Genomic DNA, 16,343 nt, shown 5'->3' on the forward strand with positions numbered 1-16,343 from the left:
CTGTGGCTGGTCGCGCGGTTCCCCGCGCCCCTAACGGGGCGCGGGTCTCCGACAGGCAGCCGCCTGCTCGGACACTGACATCGGTACCTCATACGGCCGGTGCAGATCACTAGGAGAATCACCATGCCGCGTCCCGCAAAGGGTGCCCGTCTGGGCGGCAGCGCCGCGCACGAGCGTCTGCTCCTCGCCAACCTGGCGAAGTCGCTCTTCGAGCACGGCCGCATCACGACGACCGAGGCCAAGGCCCGCCGCCTGCGTCCGGTCGCCGAGCGCCTGATCACCAAGGCGAAGAAGGGCGACATCCACAACCGTCGCCTGGTGCTCCAGACGATCACCGACAAGGGCATCGTCCACACCCTCTTCACCGAGATCGCGCCCCGCTACGAGGAGCGTCCGGGTGGTTACACCCGTATCACCAAGATCGGCAACCGTCGTGGCGACAACGCCCCGATGGCCGTGATCGAGCTGGTCGAGGGCGAGATCGCCAAGAAGGCGACCGTCGCCGAGGCCGAGGCCGCCACCGTGCGCGCCGTCAAGGAGTCCGAGGCCAAGGCCGACGACACCGAGTCGGCCGACGAGGCGAAGGACGCGTAAGCGTTCCGAAGGCTGATTGGACGGGCCCGTTCCCTTCGGGGGGCGGGCCCGTTCCGCTATGTGGATGCTTTGAGAGGAACGGTTACGTGAGCGATGAGGTGGAGCCCGGCCGCGTCCGGGCGCGTCTTGACCTGTCCTACGACGGCAAGGACTTCTCCGGCTGGGCCCGGCAGCCGTTCGGCCGGCGGACCGTGCAGGGCGAGATCGAGGACGCGCTGCGCACGGTGACGCGGTCCGAGGAGAACTACGACCTGACCGTCGCCGGGCGTACGGACGCCGGGGTGCACGCGCGCGGCCAGGTCGCGCACGTCGACCTGCCGGAGGACGTGTGGGCCGAGCACCGTGACAAGCTGCTGCGGCGCCTGGCGGGGCGGCTGCCCCACGATGTGCGGATCTGGCGGGTGGCCGAGGCGCCGAGCGGGTTCAACGCGCGCTTCTCGGCGATCTGGCGGCGGTACGCCTACCGGGTGACCGACAACACCGGCGGCGTCGACCCGCTGCTGCGCGGTCATGTCCTGTGGCACGACTGGGAGTTGGACGTCGAGGCGATGAACGCGGCCTCCTCGGCGCTGCTCGGCGAGCACGACTTCGCGGCGTACTGCAAGAAGCGCGAGGGTGCCACCACCATCCGCACCCTCCAGGAGCTGTCCTGGACGCGCGGCGAGGACGGGATCATCACCGCCACCGTGCGCGCGGACGCCTTCTGCCACAACATGGTGCGCTCCCTGGTGGGCGCGCTCCTGCACGTCGGTGACGGGCACCGGGGCGTGGAGTGGCCCGGCACGGTCCTGGCGGCGGCGGTGCGTGACTCCTCCGTGCACGTGGTGAAGCCGCACGGTCTCACCCTGGAGGAAGTCGGTTATCCCGCCGACGAGTTGCTTGCCGCGCGCAGCAAGGAGGCGCGCAACCTGCGGACGCTGCCCGGCGGTTCAGCCGGCGGGCCTGGCGGCTGCTGCTGAGGCCTGGTTGCGGCCACGGGCGACGATCTGGTTGAAGACGAACTGCGCGAGGTCGTCGCCCGCGCTGAAGACGGCGGTGTCGTCCTTCGTCACGTTCTTGCCGTTGGCGAAGCCGCCGGTGGTGAAGTAGGCATAGCGGCCATAGGAGTTGGTGGTCCTGCGGCAGACCGAGCCGTCCCGGCAGAAGGTGGCGACCCCCGCGCCGGACAGCGACTCGATGCCGCCCGCCGCCTGCTCCTTGGCCTTCTTGGCCGCGGTGTCCGTGTCGAAGACGGCGACGCCCACGGTGACCGCGACGCCGTCCTTGGTGAAGGTGGCCCTGATGACCTGGCGGCAGCCGTTGTTGGTGAGCGCCGGGCCGAGCGCGCCCTGGGTCGCCGCGGCGCAGGCGGTCACCTTGTCGGTGGGACCCTTGGCGTAGACGCCGCTGCCCAGCGTGACGTCCTTGCCGGGGAAGAGGGTGTCGGCGCTGAGCGGGGCCGTGTCCTTCTTGGCGTCCGAGACGTAGTCGTAGGGGTTGGGCGGGGGCGGCGGGGCCACCCGCGAGAACGAGGGCTGGGGCCGCGCGCTGTCGCTGGGCAGCGCGGGGGCGGAGGGCAGCGCGCTCGTGGACTTGCCGTCGTCCTTGGCGCCGGCCTGGACGATCACGGTGGCCACCACCGCGACGACCACCGCCGTCGCGAGTGCGCCGCCGCCCAGGAACAGCCACTTTCGGCGCCTGTTGCGTGCGGCCGACGCGTCGGCGAGCGCCGCCCAGTCCGGTGTCTGCTGATCCCCCGGGCCCCATCCGGGTCCCCCGTGCCCAAAGCTCATGCCGCGCATCCTAATTCGATTGTTCAAGCGGGCGGCGGGTGGGCGACAATCCGCCCATGGGACATCTGGAGGCCGCACACCTGGAGTACTACCTGCCGGACGGGCGGGTGCTGCTCGGCGACGCATCGTTTCGGGTGGCGGAGGGCTCGGTGGTGGCCCTGGTCGGCGCCAACGGGGCCGGCAAGACGACGCTGCTGCGCATGATCTCCGGCGAGCTCCAGCCGCACGGCGGCTCGGTGTCGGTGAGTGGCGGGCTCGGTGTCATGCCGCAGTTCGTCGGTTCGGTGCGCGACGAGCGTACGGTGCGTGACCTGCTGGTCTCCGTGGCGCAGCCGAGGATCAGGGCGGCGGCGGCCGAGGTGGACGCGGCGGAGCACCTGATCATGACGGTGGACGACGAGGCCGCGCAGATGAAGTACGCGCAGGCGCTCAGCGACTGGGCGGAAGCGCACGGCTACGAGGCCGAGACGGTGTGGGACATGTGCACCATGGCCGCGCTCGGGATGCCGTACGACAAGGCGCAGTTCCGCGAGGTGGGCACGCTCAGCGGCGGCGAGCAGAAGCGGCTCGTGCTCGAAGCGCTGCTGCGCGGGCCCGACGAGGTGCTGCTCCTGGACGAGCCGGACAACTATCTGGACGTGCCCGGCAAGCGCTGGCTGGAGGAGCGGCTGGGCGAGACCCGTAAGACGGTCCTGTTCGTCTCGCACGACCGGGAGCTGCTGTCGCGGGCCGCCGAGCGGATCGTGAGCCTGGAGCCGAGCCCGGCGGGGACGGACGTGTGGGTGCACGGCGGCGGCTTCGACACCTACCACGAGGCGCGCCGCGAGCGGTTCGCGCGCTTCGAGGAGCTGAAGCGCCGCTGGGACGAGGAGCACGCGCGGCTCAAGGCGCTGGTGCTCAGGCTGCGCAACCAGGCCGCGAGCAGCCCGGACATGGCCTCGCGCTACCACGCGATGCAGACCCGCTTCAAGAGGTTCGAGGACGCGGGCCCGCCGCCCGAGCCGCCGCGCGAGCAGGAGATCCGGATGCGGCTGCGCGGCGGCCGCACCGGCGTACGGGCGCTGACCTGCGAGAACCTTGAGCTGACCGGTCTGATGAAGCCGTTCTCGCTGGAGGTCTTCTACGGCGAGCGCGTCGCGGTCCTCGGCTCCAACGGCTCGGGCAAGTCGCACTTCCTGCGGCTGCTCGCGGGGCAGGACGTGGCCCACACCGGCACCTTCAAGCTCGGCGCGCGCGTGGTTCCAGGACACTTCGCGCAGACCCACGCCCACCCGGAGCTCCTTGGGCGCACCCTGGTGGACATCCTGTGGTCCGAGCTCGCCAAGGACCGCGGGGCCGCGATGGCGGTGCTGCGCCGCTACGAGCTGGAACGCCAGGGCGACCAGCCCTTCGAGAAGCTGTCGGGCGGCCAGCAGGCCCGCTTCCAGATCCTGCTCCTCGAACTGGCCGGCACCACCGCGCTGCTCCTGGACGAGCCCACCGACAACCTGGACCTGGAGTCGGCGGAAGCGCTCCAGGACGGCCTGGAGTCCTACGACGGGACGGTGCTCGCCGTCACCCACGACCGCTGGTTCTCGAAGTCGTTCGACCGCTATCTGGTCTTCGGCTCGGACGGGGTGGTGCGCGAGACGCCGGAGCCGGTGTGGGACGAGCGCCGGGTGGAGCGGGCCCGTTAGGCGTCCGCGCAGGCCAGAGGGGGTGTCGCCGGATTCCGGTCGGGCGGCGCCGGGGTGGTTTTGACCCACCCGGGTGCGCCCGGGTAGTCTTCTGGTTTGTTATGCGTATTGGCTCAGGCGGTTGCACGCGAGGGGCCTCTACGCAGGTTCTCTGGAGCAGTTACCAGTGACTCGCATACGGGCAGTGTCCCCGGCACTGTGAGTCCCAGCTGCATATCGCTTCAGGGTGCAATGTGTCTGGACCCCATCCACTGAAGAAGCGAAGGCTACTAAGTGCGTACGTACAGCCCCAAGCCCGGCGACATCTCTCGCCAGTGGCACGTCATTGACGCCCGGGACGTCGTCCTGGGTCGTCTGGCGACCACCGCCGCGAACCTCCTCCGGGGCAAGCACAAGCCCGTGTATGCGCCCCACATGGACATGGGTGACTTCGTCATCATCATCAACGCCGACAAGGTCCACCTGTCCGGCAACAAGAAGACCCAGAAGATGGCCTACCGTCACTCCGGCTACCCGGGCGGTCTCCGCGCGGTCCGCTACGACGACCTCCTGGCGAACAACCCGGAGAAGGCCGTCGAGAAGGCCATCAAGGGCATGATCCCCAAGAACACCCTGGGCCGTCAGATGCTCTCGAAGCTGAAGGTCTACTCGGGCGACCAGCACCCCCACGCTGCCCAGCAGCCGGTGCCGTTCGAGATCACCCAGGTCGCGCAGTAGTTCCGGCCACACCCCCTAAGACAGAAAAGAATCTGAGGAGCATCGTGGCCGAGACCACTGTCGAGACCCCCATCGAGGGCGAAGAGACCTACGCGGAGGTCACCACCTTCGAGTCCGAGGTCCCCGTCGAGGGCGAGTACACCACCGAGTCGATGGCGTCCCGCTTCGGCGACCCGCAGCCGGCCGCCGGCCTGGGCCGTCGCAAGAACGCCATCGCCCGTGTCCGGATCGTTCCGGGCACCGGCAAGTGGAAGATCAACGGGCGTACGCTCGAGGACTACTTCCCGAACAAGGTCCACCAGCAGGAAGTCAACGAGCCCTTCAAGGTGCTCGAGCTCGACAACCGCTACGACGTCGTCGCTCGCATCTCGGGTGGTGGCGTGTCCGGTCAGGCCGGCGCCCTGCGCCTCGGCGTGGCCCGCGCGCTGAACGAGGCCGACGTGGACAACAACCGCGCCACCCTGAAGAAGGCCGGCTTCCTCTCCCGCGACGACCGTGCGGTCGAGCGCAAGAAGGCCGGTCTCAAGAAGGCCCGCAAGGCTCCGCAGTACAGCAAGCGCTAAATCCGCGCCTGCCACTACGGCTCTCGTTCGCCCCGGCAGCACTCTCCGTGCTGCCGGGGCGTTCGTCTATTCACCCCCCGCAGTTATCTACCCCGCATTTTCAGTTTCTCGGAGGACAGACGTGGGACGACTCTTCGGCACGGACGGCGTGCGCGGTGTCGCCAACTCGGATCTGACGGCTGAGCTCGCGCTCGGTCTGTCGGTCGCGGCGGCACATGTGCTCGCCGAAGCGGGGACCTTCGAGGGGCATCGGCCGACCGCCGTGGTCGGGCGTGACCCCCGGGCGTCCGGAGAGTTCCTCGAGGCCGCGGTCGTGGCGGGCCTGGCGAGCGCGGGCGTGGACGTCCTGCGGGTCGGTGTGCTGCCCACCCCCGCGGTGGCGTACCTCACCGGTGTGCTGGGCGCCGACCTCGGCGTGATGCTCTCCGCCAGCCACAACGCCATGCCGGACAACGGTGTCAAGTTCTTCGCGCGCGGCGGCCACAAGCTCGCCGACGAGCTGGAGGACCGCATCGAGTCGATCTACGAGCAGCACCGCACGGGCGAGCCGTGGGAGCGGCCGACCGGCGCGGGCGTGGGCCGGGTCCGCTCGTACAAGGAGGGCTTCGACCGGTACGTGGCCCACCTCATGGGGGTGCTGCCCAACCGCCTCGACGGTCTGAAGGTCGTCCTGGACGAGGCGCACGGCGCGGCCGCGCGGGTCTCGCCCGAGGCGTTCGCGCGGGCCGGCGCGGAGGTCGTCACGATCGGCGCCGAGCCGGACGGGCTCAACATCAACGACGGCTGCGGTTCCACCCACCTCGACCTCCTGAAGGCGGCCGTCGTGGAGCACGGCGCCGACCTCGGCATCGCGCACGACGGCGACGCCGACCGCTGCCTCGCCGTGGACGCGCACGGCAACGAGGTCGACGGCGACCAGATCCTCGCGGTGCTCGCGCTCGCCATGCGCGAGGCGGGCACGCTGCGCGGCAACACCGTCGTCGGCACCGTGATGTCCAACCTCGGCTTCAAGATCGCCATGGAGGGCGAGGGCATCCAGCTCGTCCAGACCGGCGTGGGCGACCGCTACGTCCTGGAGTCGATGAAGGAGCACGGGTACGCGCTGGGCGGCGAGCAGTCCGGCCACGTGATCATCCTGGACCACGCCACCACCGGCGACGGCACGCTGACCGGTCTGATGCTGGCCGCCCGCCTCGCCGCGACCGGCCGTACGCTGGCCGACCTCGCCGGGGTCATGACGCGCCTGCCGCAGGTCCTGGTCAACGTCCCCGACGTGGACAAGTCCCGCGTGGCCACCTGCGCCGAGCTGGGTGTCGCGGTCAACGAGGCCGAGCGCGAGCTGGGCGCGACCGGGCGGGTGCTGCTGCGGCCCTCGGGCACCGAGCCGCTGGTGCGCGTGATGGTCGAGGCCGCCGACATCGAGCACGCCCGCTCGGTCGCCGGCCGCCTCGCCGATGTGGTCAAGTCGACGCTGGGCTAGGTGAGTTGACGAAGCGCCGGCCCTCCCCGGGAACGCCGGGCGAGGGCCGGCGCTTTCGTGCCCGACGAGGCGTCAGAAGGTCTCGCGCCGTCAGAGTTTGCGCAGGGAGATCTTCTGGATCTTGTGGTCGGGTCCCTTGCGCACGACGAGGTTGGCCCTGCCGCGCGTGGGCGCCACGTTCTCCACCAGGTTGGGCCGGTTGATGGTCCGCCAGGTCGTACGGGCGTAGTCGAGCGCTTCTTCCTCGGAGACCTGGGTGTACTTGCGGAAGTAGGAGAACGGGTTCTGGAAGGCGGTGTCGCGCAGCTTGCGGAACCGGTTGAGGTACCAGGTCTCGATGTCCTCGGTGCGGGCGTCCACGTAGACGCTGAAGTCGAAGTAGTCCGCGAGGCCCACCCGGGTGCGGCCGTCCTGGCCGGGCAGGGCGGGCTGGAGGACGTTGAGGCCTTCGACGATGAGGATGTCGGGCCGACGCACCACAAGGCGCTCGTCGGGCACGATGTCGTAGATGAGGTGCGAGTAGACGGGGGCGGTGACCTCGTCCTTGCCCGCCTTGATGTCCGCGACGAACCGGGTGAGCGCCCGGCGGTCGTAGGACTCGGGGAAGCCCTTGCGCGACATCAGGCCGCGCCGCTCCAGCTCCGCCATCGGGTACAGGAAGCCGTCCGTGGTGACCAGCTCGACTCGCGGGTGCTCGGGCCAGCGGGCGAGCAGCGCCTGCAAAAGACGCGCCACCGTCGACTTGCCGACCGCCACGGAGCCCGCGACCCCTATGACGAACGGGGTGCCGCGCTGGGTGCCGTGCCCGTTGCCCGCGTCGCCGAGGAAGGTGTTGAGGGTGCCGCGCAGATGGGCGGTGGCCTCCACGTACAGGTTCAGGAGCCGCGACAGCGGCAGATAGATGTCGCGCACCTCGTCGAGGTCGATGACGTCGCCGAGCCCGCGCAGCCGCTCGACCTCCTCGGCGGTCAGCGGCAACGGCGTCTTGTCGCGCAGCGCGCTCCACTCTGCGCGCGTCAGGTCCACGTAGGGAGTCGCCTCCGGCTTGCGGTGGGCGCTCCGTGGCGGCGAAGTGATCACGCCTCCATTGTTGCGGTTGTATGACGTGCGTGGGGGGTGGGGTGGGTCACGTGGCGGCGCCCGCCGTCCTGAACCCGGACGGACGGCGAGGCATACCGGACGGCGGCCCCCCAGGGAGCCCGCCAGTGGCCGTGAGCCGGTGTCCGTCCGGCGGATCCGGTCACCCGCGACGGGGCTCACGGCCGGATGAGTGCTACGGGAGGGACCACCAGTTGACCTGGAGGTCGGAGTCGTCGGTGATCACGAAGGCGTAGGGGCGTTGCGCCGCGTTCGGGTTGTCCTGGACCGTGATCGCTTCACCGGGGCGCTCGATGCCCCGGCCCGCCGGGGTGCCCTGGGCGGCCCAGTTCCACGCCTTGCCGTCCCACCAGTTCACGTACAGCTTGGAGTCGTCGCCGATGACGAAGGCGTAGGGGCGGCTGAAGGCGTTGGGGTCGTCCTTCACGGTGATGGTGCCCACGGAGTCGAGGATGAGCCGGCCGCTGGGGGCGCCCTGGTCGCTCCAGTTCCACTTCGAGCCGTCCCACCAGTTCACATACAGCTTCGAGTCGTAACCCTGCACGAAGGCGTACGGTCGCTCTGCCGCGGTGGGGTTGTCCTGGACGCTGATGACGCCGGCGCCCTTCTTGACGGGCCGGCCCGACGGTGCGCCCTGGTCGCTCCAGTTCCACTTCGAGCCGTCCCACCAGTTGACCCAGACGCGGGAGTCGTCCGTGATGACGAACGCGTACGGGCGGGTGGAGGCGTTCGGGTTGTCCCGTATGGCGGTGACGCCGAGGGGGCGGGAGATGGTGCGGCTGGGCGGTGCGCCCTGGTCGCTCCAGTTCCACTTGGAGCCGTCCCACCAGTTGACCCACAGCCGGAAGTCGTCGGTGATGACGAACGCGTACGGCCGCTGCGGCGCCTGGGGATTGTCCTGCACCGTGACGACCCCGACGCCTTCACGTACCAGCCGGCCGCTGGGCGCGCCCTGGTCGCTCCAGTTCCACTTGGAGCCGTCCCACCAGTTCACGTACAGCTTCGAATCGTCACCGATGACGAAGGCGTACGGCCGCTGTGCCGCGTTCGGGCCGTCCTGGACCGTGACCGCGCCGACCTTCTCGATGATGCCGCGCCCGCTCGGCGCACCCTGGTCGCTCCAGTGCCACGCCTTGCCGTCCCACCAGTTGACGTGCAGCTTCGAGTCCAGGCCGCGTACGAAGACGTACGGCCGCTGGGGTGCGTGCGGATCGTCCTTCATGGTGACGGCGCCGGCCGTGGCCCGGACGCCGACCGTGCTGGTGGGCCTTTGCTGGTTGTTCCACTGCCATGAACCCATCGCGTTTCCCTCTCCGGCCCGCGGCCCGGCGTGACACCGGCGGGGCATGCTGAGGCGTGTTCCAAGGAACCCGGCACCGCGGACGGCGGCACCGGGAGGCGATAAGGACGGGGTCCGGCCGGAGTCCCGCAACGGGGGGTGTGGCCGCACACTCTGCACCGCATTCCATGGCCTGTCACCACCACGCGAAGGAAGGCGACGCCGCGCAGAGCCGATCCGGACACCGCGAGGCTTCTCGCCCCGCCCCAGTGGCAACCCGCGCCCCCTGGGGGCCGGGGGCCCGGCGGGCCGAGGCCGCGTCGATGCCAGGCGTGGGGAGCCGTGCGCGAGGGAGCTGGGCGATGTGCGGCGGCTCCCTGTTCCGCGCCACACCCGCGCCGCGACACCGCTTGAGCAGGGGAGCCGCCGGTTCTCGTGGCAAGGTGGCTCGGTCATGAGGACCCGGCCTTCATGCGGTGAACGTGCGCGAGCGTACGCGGACGTACCCGCGGGTGATGCCGGACCCGGGCACTGGTTGGCCTCGAAGCGCTCGTTGCGTGGGCCGGTGGGAGTCGCTTCCCCACCGCCTCCCCAGCGGGTGTCAGGGGCGCTAAGTGACACCTTAAGCCGCTGGTCAGGCGGCCACGGAGGGGTTTCTATGTGCGGAATCGTGGGTTATGTGGGCGGGCAGTCGGCGCTTGACGTCGTGCTCGCGGGCCTGAAGCGCCTTGAGTACCGCGGGTACGACTCGGCGGGTGTCGCGGTGCTCGCCGACGGCGGGCTCGCCGGGGCGAAGAAGGCCGGGAAGCTGGTCAATCTGGAGAAGGCGCTCCTGGAGGCGCCGCTGCCCGCCGGGGCGACCGGCATCGGACACACCCGCTGGGCCACGCACGGCGGGCCGACGGACGCCAACGCGCATCCGCACCTGGACAACGCCGGGCGGGTCGCCGTCGTGCACAACGGGATCATCGAGAACTTCGCGGCGCTGCGGGCCGAACTGGCCGAGCGCGGCCACCAGCTGGAGTCCGAGACGGACACCGAGGTCGTGGCGCACCTGCTCGCCGAGTGCTGCTCCTCCGCGCAGGACCTGGCCGAGGCCATGCGCCAGGTGTGCCGCCGCCTGGAAGGCGCGTTCACGCTGGTCGCCGTGCACGCCGACGAGCCGGACGTGGTGGTGGGCGCGCGGCGCAACTCGCCGCTCGTGGTGGGCGTCGGCGAGGGCGAGGCCTTCCTCGCCTCCGACGTCGCCGCGTTCATCGCGCACACCCGCTCCGCGATCGAGCTGGGCCAGGACCAGGTGGTGGAGGTGCGCCGGGACTCGGTGGTGGTCACCGACTTCGAGGGCGCGCCGGCCGAGACCCGGGCCTACCGCGTGGACTGGGACGCGAGCGCCGCCGAGAAGGGCGGCTACGACTACTTCATGCTCAAGGAGATCGCCGAGCAGCCCAAGGCCGTGGCCGACACCCTGCTCGGGCGGATCGACGGGGCGGGCTCGCTCACCCTGGACGAGCTGCGCATCCCGCACGCGGTGCTGCGCGAGGTGGACAAGGTCGTCGTGGTGGCGTGCGGGACCGCCTACCACGCGGGCATGATCGCGAAGCTGGCCATCGAGCACTGGACGCGAATTCCCTGCGAGACGGAGCTGGCCAGCGAGTTCCGCTACCGCGACCCGATCCTCGACCAGCGCACCCTGGTCATCGCCATCTCGCAGTCCGGCGAGACCATGGACACCCTGATGGCGCTGCGCCACGCCCGTGAGCAGGGCGCCAAGGTGCTCGCGATCTGCAACACCAACGGCTCGACCATCCCGCGCGAGTCGGACGCCGTCCTGTACACCCACGCGGGCCCCGAGGTGGCGGTCGCCTCGACGAAGGCGTTCCTGACCCAGCTGGTGGCCTGCTACCTCGTCGCGCTGTACCTCGGCCAGGTGCGCGGCACCAAGTGGGGCGACGAGGTCGGGGACGTCGTGCGCGACCTCGCCGAGATCGCCACCGAGGTCGACCGGGTACTCGAAACCATGGAGCCCGTACGGGAGTTGGCGCGCTCGCTGGCCGCGAAGAACACGGTGCTCTTCCTCGGCCGGCATGTGGGCTACCCCGTCGCCCTTGAAGGCGCGCTCAAGCTCAAGGAGCTGGCGTACATGCACGCGGAGGGGTTCGCGGCGGGGGAGCTGAAGCACGGGCCGATCGCGCTGATCGAGCCGGACCTGCCGGTGGTCGTGGTCGTCCCCTCACCGCGCGGGCGCTCGGTCCTGCATGACAAGATCGTCTCCAACATCCAGGAGATCAGGGCGCGCGGGGCCAGGACCATCGTGATCGCCGAGGAGGGCGACGAGGCGGTCGTCCCCTACGCCGATCACCTCATCCGCATCCCGGCGACGCCCACGCTGCTCCAGCCGCTGGTGGCCACGGTGCCGCTCCAGGTCTTCGCGTGCGAGCTGGCGACGGCGCGCGGCAACGAGGTGGACCAGCCGCGCAACCTGGCCAAGTCCGTGACGGTGGAGTGAGCGGGCGGGCGGGCGCCGGCGGGTGGGTGCGGGACGACGTGGTTGAGGGAGGGGTCGAGTGATCATCGGGGTCGGGATCGACGTGGCCGAGATCGAGCGGTTCGGGGCGTCCATCGCGCGGACGCCCGCGATGCTGCGGCGGCTGTTCGTGGAGAGCGAGTTGCTGCTGCCCGGGGGCGAGCGGCGCGGCGTCGCCTCGCTGGCGGTCCGCTTCGCGGCGAAGGAGGCGCTGGCGAAGGCGCTGGGGGCGCCGGCGGGGCTGTTGTGGACGGATGCGGAGGTGTATGTGGAGGGGAGTGGGCAGCCGCGGCTTCGCGTCCGCGGGTCGGTGGCGGCGCGGGCGGCGGAGCTGGGGGTTCGGCATTGGCATGTTTCGCTCAGCCATGATGCGGGGGTGGCGTCCGCGGTGGTGATCGCGGAGGGGTAGTTTCCCCACCCCGCCCCTTCCCCAGACCCTCCGGGGGTACGTAGCCCGCGGACCCTGCGGTGGTTGCTCGCGCAGTTCCCCGCGCCCCTGGCGGGGTTGGTGCTGGCCCGCACGGGGGACCTCAGCCTGCCCGCCGCGCCCCTGGCAGGGGCCGTGCTGGCCTGCATGGGCATACCCAGCCTGTCCGGCGATTGAGGACGAGCGCGTTCAGCGCGAACGGGGTCTGGGGCGGAGCCCCAGGGAGCTTGGCTGCGGGCTGTGGTCGCTTCTCGCGCAGTTCCCCGCGCCCCTGGCGGGGCTGGTGCTGGCCCGCACGGGGGACCGCCCCGTGTGCCTGGTGGGGTTGGGGGTGGGCGGTGTGGATATGGCCACCGGGTCGGACGGGGGTAAGAGTGGGCGTATGCGTACTGCTTACCGCGTGGACATCGTTCGGGCCGCCGAGGCCGACCTCATTCGGCGCGTCCCCGCCGGCACCCTCATGCACCGCGCCGCCGCAGGCCTCGCGGCGGCCTGCGCCGACCTGCTGGGCCGGGTCTACGGCGCCCGCGTCGTGCTGCTCGTCGGCAGCGGGGACAACGGCGGCGACACGCTGTACGCGGGGGCCCGCCTGGCCCGCAGGGGCGCCGCCGTGCACGCCGTGCTGCTCAGCCCCGACCGCGCCCACCCCGACGGCCTCGCCGCCCTGAAGCGGGCCGGCGGCCGCGTCGCCGACGACCCGTTCGACGTACTGGCCGCCCCCGACCTCGTCCTGGACGGCATCACCGGCATCGGAGGCCGCGGCGGTCTGCGTCCCGACGCCGTCCCCCTCGCCCGGGCCGCCCGTGGCTCCGGCGCGCTGGTCGTCGCCGTCGATCTGCCCAGCGGCGTGGACGCCTCCACCGGCGAGGTGGCGGGCGAGGCGCTGCGGGCGGACGTGACCGTCACCTTCGGCGCGTACAAGCCGGGCCTGCTCATCGACCCCGCACGGGAGTACGCGGGGACCGTACGGCTGATCCCCATCGGGCTCGACCTGCCCTCCGTGCCGGATATCGAGGCGCTGCAACACGCCGACGTGGCCGGCCTGTTGCCCACGCCTGGCGGCGAGAGCGACAAGTACCGCAGGGGGGTCGTCGGGATCGTCGCGGGGTCCGCGCGCTACCCGGGGGCGGCCGTGCTCGCGGTGGCCGGCGCGCTGCGGGGCGGTGCGGGGGCGGTGCGGTACGTCGGGCCCGGCGGCGACGCGGTGATCGCCCGCTTCCCCGAGACCCTGGTGTCGGACGGCTCGCCAGCCAAAGCCGGGCGGGTGCAGGCGTGGGTGGTGGGGCCGGGGCTCGGCGAGGGCCAGGGGCAGGCCGTGGCCGAAGTCCTGGCGTCGGACGTGCCGGTCCTGGTGGACGCGGACGGGCTGCGCGGGCTGGACCCCGAGGCGGTACGGGCCCGCTCGGCGGCCACCCTGCTCACGCCGCACGCGGGGGAGGCGGCGGCGCTGCTAGGGGTCGCGCGCGAGCGGGTCGAGGCGGAACGGCTGGCCTCGGTGCGGGAGCTGGCCGAGCGGTTCGGCGCGACGGTGCTCCTGAAGGGGTCGACCACGCTGGTCGCCGAGGCGGGTTCGCCGGTGCGGGCCAACGCGACGGGGACGGCGTGGCTGGCCACGGCGGGCAGCGGGGACGTGCTGTCCGGGCTCGCGGGATCGCTGCTCGCGGCGGGGCTCGGGGGACGGGACGCCGGGGCCGTGGCGGCGTATCTGCACGGGCTGGCCGGGCGGCTGGCGGCGCGGGGCGCACCGACGAGCGCGTACGCGGTGGCGGAGGCGGTTCCGGACGCGTGGCGGGACGCGGCCTCGACCCTGAGCCGGCGGTAGGCCCCGCCCGCGAGGACTCCCAGGGTGACATCTGCCGCGCGGCTTCCGCGACACGCCGTACGCCCGGGGTTCTCTGGGCATATGAGAAAAGAACATCTGCCTACAAAAGGCAAGAAATGGGGCGCGTGCGGCCTCGTGCTCGCCGCCGCCCTCGCCCTCGGCGCCGCCGCGCCCGCCCCCGGCGACCCCCCGCCCCCGGCCAACCTCAGACCCGTGGCCCCCGCCCCGCCGAACCCCGGCACCACCACGCCGAACAGCACCACGGCCCCGGCCGCCACCACACCCCCGGCCGGCACTGCGCCGGGTGCCACCAAACCCGGGACCGCGCCCGCCCCCGGCACCGCGCCCGCCCCCGGCACCGCGGCGGGCGACGCGCTCGTGCCGGGCGTGCCGCAGAACACGTCCGCGGGGCCGCTCGACACCCCCGACCAGGCGCTGGCGCCGGTCGTCTACCAGCCAAGCTCCGACGAGGACCGGGCCGAGCCCGCCGAGGCGGCCGCGGACGCCTACCGGCTCGTCGAGTACGTGCCGGCCAGTGAGACGGCCGCCAAGCCGGGCAGCTGCACCGCCAAGACCGGGCCGCACCAGCGCCAGATCGAGCGCTGGCTCGGGCTCAGGGCGGACGGCCGGCAGTCGCCCGCCGACTGCGCCGCCATCCGCAAGTTCCAGCTGGCGCAGCACATCTCACCGGCCATCGGATTCGCGGGCCCGGTCACCTGGTCGCGGATGCAGTTCCTGTCCGCGCGCAAGAACCCCAACGCCGCCCACAAGTGCCCCGTGAAGAAGACCCGGGTGGCGTGCGTCGACCTCGCGCGGCAGCTGATGTGGGTGCAGACCGGCAAGAAGGTGACGTTCGGTCCCGTCCCCATCCGCAGCGGACGGGCCTCCCTGCCCACCCGTGGCGGCTGGCACAAGATCTACTGGCGGCACAAGAACCACTGGTCGACGATCTACCACCAGTCCATGCCGTACGCCCAGTTCTTCGACGGCGGCCAGGCCTTCCACGCGATCTACCACAGCGTGTACACGACTGTCGGCAGCCAGGGCTGTGTGAATCTCACGCTGCCCGACGCGCGCGGCCTGTGGGGCGCCCTGCGCACCGGTGACGGTGTCTATGTGTGGGGGCATCGCGAGGGCACCTGAGCGGGTGTGGCCCGGGGCACAGGCCCGGTCCTCGTACGCTCTGAGAGACTGGGCGCGATGACCGCGATGACTCAATACCCCGCCGCGCGCGCCCGCGCCGAGATCGACCTGGGCGCGCTGCGTGCCAACGTCCGGACGCTGCGCGCCTGTTCACCGGGCGCGCGGCTCATGGCCGTGGTGAAGGCGGACGGCTACGGGCACGGCGCGCTGCCGTGCGCGCGGGCGGCCCTCGCGGCCGGCGCCGACTGGATCGGCACCGCGACGCCCCAGGAGGCGCTGGCGCTGCGCGCGGCCGGAGTGGCCGGCCCCATGATGTGCTGGCTGTGGACGCCGGGCGACCCCTGGCGCGAGGCGATCGAGGCGGACATCGACGTCTCGGTGAGCGGGATGTGGGCGCTGCGCGAGGTGACGGACGCCGCCCGCGCCGCCGGACGCACGGCCAGGGTCCAGCTCAAGGCCGACACCGGCCTCGGCCGCAACGGCTGCCAGCCCGCCGACTGGCCGGAACTGGTGCACGCGGCCCTGGCCGCCCCTGGCGTCGAGGTCACCGGCCTGTGGTCGCACTTCGCGTGCGCCGACGAGCCCGGCCACCCCTCGATCGCGGCCCAGCTCGCGGTGTTCCAGGAGATGACGGCGTACGCGGAGAAGGCGGGCGTCACCCCCGAGGTGCGGCACATCGCCAACTCCCCGGCCACCCTCACACTCCCCGAGTCGCACTTCGACCTCGTCCGCCCCGGTATCGCCCTGTACGGCGTCTCCCCGTCGCCCGAGGTCGGCACCTCGCGCGAGCTGGGCCTGCGGCCCGTCATGACGCTCTCGGCGTCCGTCGCGCTCGCCAAGCACGTACCGGCGGGTCACGGCGTCAGTTACGGGCATCAGTACGTCACCGAAGGCGAGACCACCCTCGGTCTGGTCCCGCTCGGGTATGCCGACGGCATTCCCCGGCACGCCTCGGGCCGGGGCCCGGTCCTGGTGGGCGGAAAGGTGCGCACCGCGGCGGGCCGCGTTGCCATGGACCAGTTCGTGGTCGACCTTGAGGGGGACATGGTCGAGCCGGGCGCGCGCGCCGTCCTGTTCGGCCCGGGCGATCAGGGGGAGCCGACGGCCGAGGACTGGGCGCGGGCGTCCGGCACCATCGCGTACGAGATCGTCACGCGCATCGGCGCCCGGGTTCCGCGCGTCTATGTGAACGAAGCGGTGGACGCATCGGTGCACGAGGAAGCGTAAGAGCGGCGACGAGCAGGAGCG

The 16,343-nt window shown here is 71.8% G+C and carries 15 protein-coding genes; 12 read left to right on the forward strand and 3 right to left on the reverse strand.

Translation table 11 applies throughout. The features are described from left to right. The first annotated feature begins 123 nt into the window (after positions 1 to 123). Positions 124 to 594, forward strand: a complete 471-nt coding sequence (gene rplQ, locus ABR738_RS24790) for a 50S ribosomal protein L17 (RefSeq protein WP_350232152.1) — start codon at positions 124 to 126, stop codon at positions 592 to 594. A gap of 86 nt (positions 595 to 680) precedes the next feature. Continuing rightward, positions 681 to 1,553 (forward strand): tRNA pseudouridine(38-40) synthase TruA, encoded by an 873-nt coding sequence (gene truA / locus ABR738_RS24795; RefSeq protein ID WP_350232153.1) that lies wholly within the window; start codon positions 681 to 683, stop codon positions 1,551 to 1,553. Here the strand turns inward: truA and ABR738_RS24800 are convergent. Next, positions 1,524 to 2,366 (reverse strand): hypothetical protein, encoded by an 843-nt coding sequence (locus ABR738_RS24800; protein WP_350232154.1) that lies wholly within the window; start codon positions 2,364 to 2,366, stop codon positions 1,524 to 1,526. The genes truA and ABR738_RS24800 overlap by 30 nt on opposite strands. Before the next feature lie 56 nt (positions 2,367 to 2,422). Between ABR738_RS24800 and ABR738_RS24805 the strand changes: the two genes are divergently transcribed. The 4 genes from ABR738_RS24805 (at position 2,423) to glmM (ending at position 6,802) form a co-directional block, all read left to right on the forward strand. Then, positions 2,423 to 4,042, forward strand: a complete 1,620-nt coding sequence (locus ABR738_RS24805) for an ABC-F family ATP-binding cassette domain-containing protein (RefSeq protein WP_350232155.1) — start codon at positions 2,423 to 2,425, stop codon at positions 4,040 to 4,042. 273 nt (positions 4,043 to 4,315) lie between these two features. Further along, complete coding sequence (rplM, locus tag ABR738_RS24810) at positions 4,316 to 4,759, forward strand: 50S ribosomal protein L13 (protein ID WP_350232156.1); 444 nt, start codon at positions 4,316 to 4,318, stop codon at positions 4,757 to 4,759. A gap of 44 nt (positions 4,760 to 4,803) precedes the next feature. After that, entirely contained in the window at positions 4,804 to 5,322 is a 519-nt protein-coding gene (rpsI, locus tag ABR738_RS24815; RefSeq protein WP_350232157.1) for a 30S ribosomal protein S9, read from the forward strand. 121 nt (positions 5,323 to 5,443) lie between these two features. Next, positions 5,444 to 6,802 (forward strand): phosphoglucosamine mutase, encoded by a 1,359-nt coding sequence (gene glmM, locus ABR738_RS24820; RefSeq protein WP_350232158.1) that lies wholly within the window; start codon positions 5,444 to 5,446, stop codon positions 6,800 to 6,802. Positions 6,803 to 6,892: 90 nt separating this feature from the next. Here glmM and coaA read toward each other — a convergent pair whose 3' ends face one another. Together coaA and ABR738_RS24830 are read right to left on the reverse strand one after the other, a co-directional pair. Further along, a complete protein-coding gene (gene coaA, locus ABR738_RS24825; protein WP_350232159.1) occupies positions 6,893 to 7,882 on the reverse strand; it encodes a type I pantothenate kinase in 990 nt (329 codons plus the stop codon). Between the two features lie 193 nt (positions 7,883 to 8,075). After that, a complete protein-coding gene (locus ABR738_RS24830) occupies positions 8,076 to 9,200 on the reverse strand; it encodes a PLL family lectin (RefSeq protein ID WP_350232160.1) in 1,125 nt (374 codons plus the stop codon). A 637-nt stretch (positions 9,201 to 9,837) separates the two neighbouring features. On the opposite strand from ABR738_RS24830, the gene glmS reads away from it, so the two are divergent. The 6 genes from glmS to alr all read left to right on the forward strand — a co-directional run bounded on the left by glmS (position 9,838) and on the right by alr (position 16,322). Then, on the forward strand, positions 9,838 to 11,685 hold the full coding sequence (glmS, locus tag ABR738_RS24835; RefSeq protein ID WP_350232161.1) for a glutamine--fructose-6-phosphate transaminase (isomerizing): 1,848 nt from the start codon (positions 9,838 to 9,840) through the stop codon (positions 11,683 to 11,685). Positions 11,686 to 11,743: 58 nt separating this feature from the next. Further along, a complete protein-coding gene (locus tag ABR738_RS24840) occupies positions 11,744 to 12,112 on the forward strand; it encodes a holo-ACP synthase (protein WP_350232162.1) in 369 nt (122 codons plus the stop codon). A gap of 63 nt (positions 12,113 to 12,175) precedes the next feature. Next, a complete protein-coding gene (locus ABR738_RS24845) occupies positions 12,176 to 12,307 on the forward strand; it encodes a hypothetical protein (protein ID WP_350232163.1) in 132 nt (43 codons plus the stop codon). A gap of 205 nt (positions 12,308 to 12,512) precedes the next feature. After that, the gene (locus tag ABR738_RS24850) at positions 12,513 to 13,952 is read left to right on the forward strand and encodes an NAD(P)H-hydrate dehydratase (protein WP_350232164.1); all 1,440 of its coding nucleotides are present in this window, start codon (positions 12,513 to 12,515) and stop codon (positions 13,950 to 13,952) included. 81 nt (positions 13,953 to 14,033) lie between these two features. Further along, positions 14,034 to 15,095, forward strand: coding sequence for a L,D-transpeptidase family protein (locus tag ABR738_RS24855; RefSeq protein ID WP_350232165.1), 1,062 nt, complete (start codon positions 14,034 to 14,036; stop codon positions 15,093 to 15,095). 57 nt (positions 15,096 to 15,152) lie between these two features. After that, positions 15,153 to 16,322 (forward strand): alanine racemase, encoded by a 1,170-nt coding sequence (alr, locus tag ABR738_RS24860; protein WP_502964130.1) that lies wholly within the window; start codon positions 15,153 to 15,155, stop codon positions 16,320 to 16,322. The last annotated feature ends 21 nt before the right edge of the window (positions 16,323 to 16,343 follow it).

The sequence above is a fragment of the Streptomyces sp. Edi4 genome, assembly GCF_040253615.1.
Classification (GTDB): Bacteria; Actinomycetota; Actinomycetes; order Streptomycetales; family Streptomycetaceae; genus Streptomyces.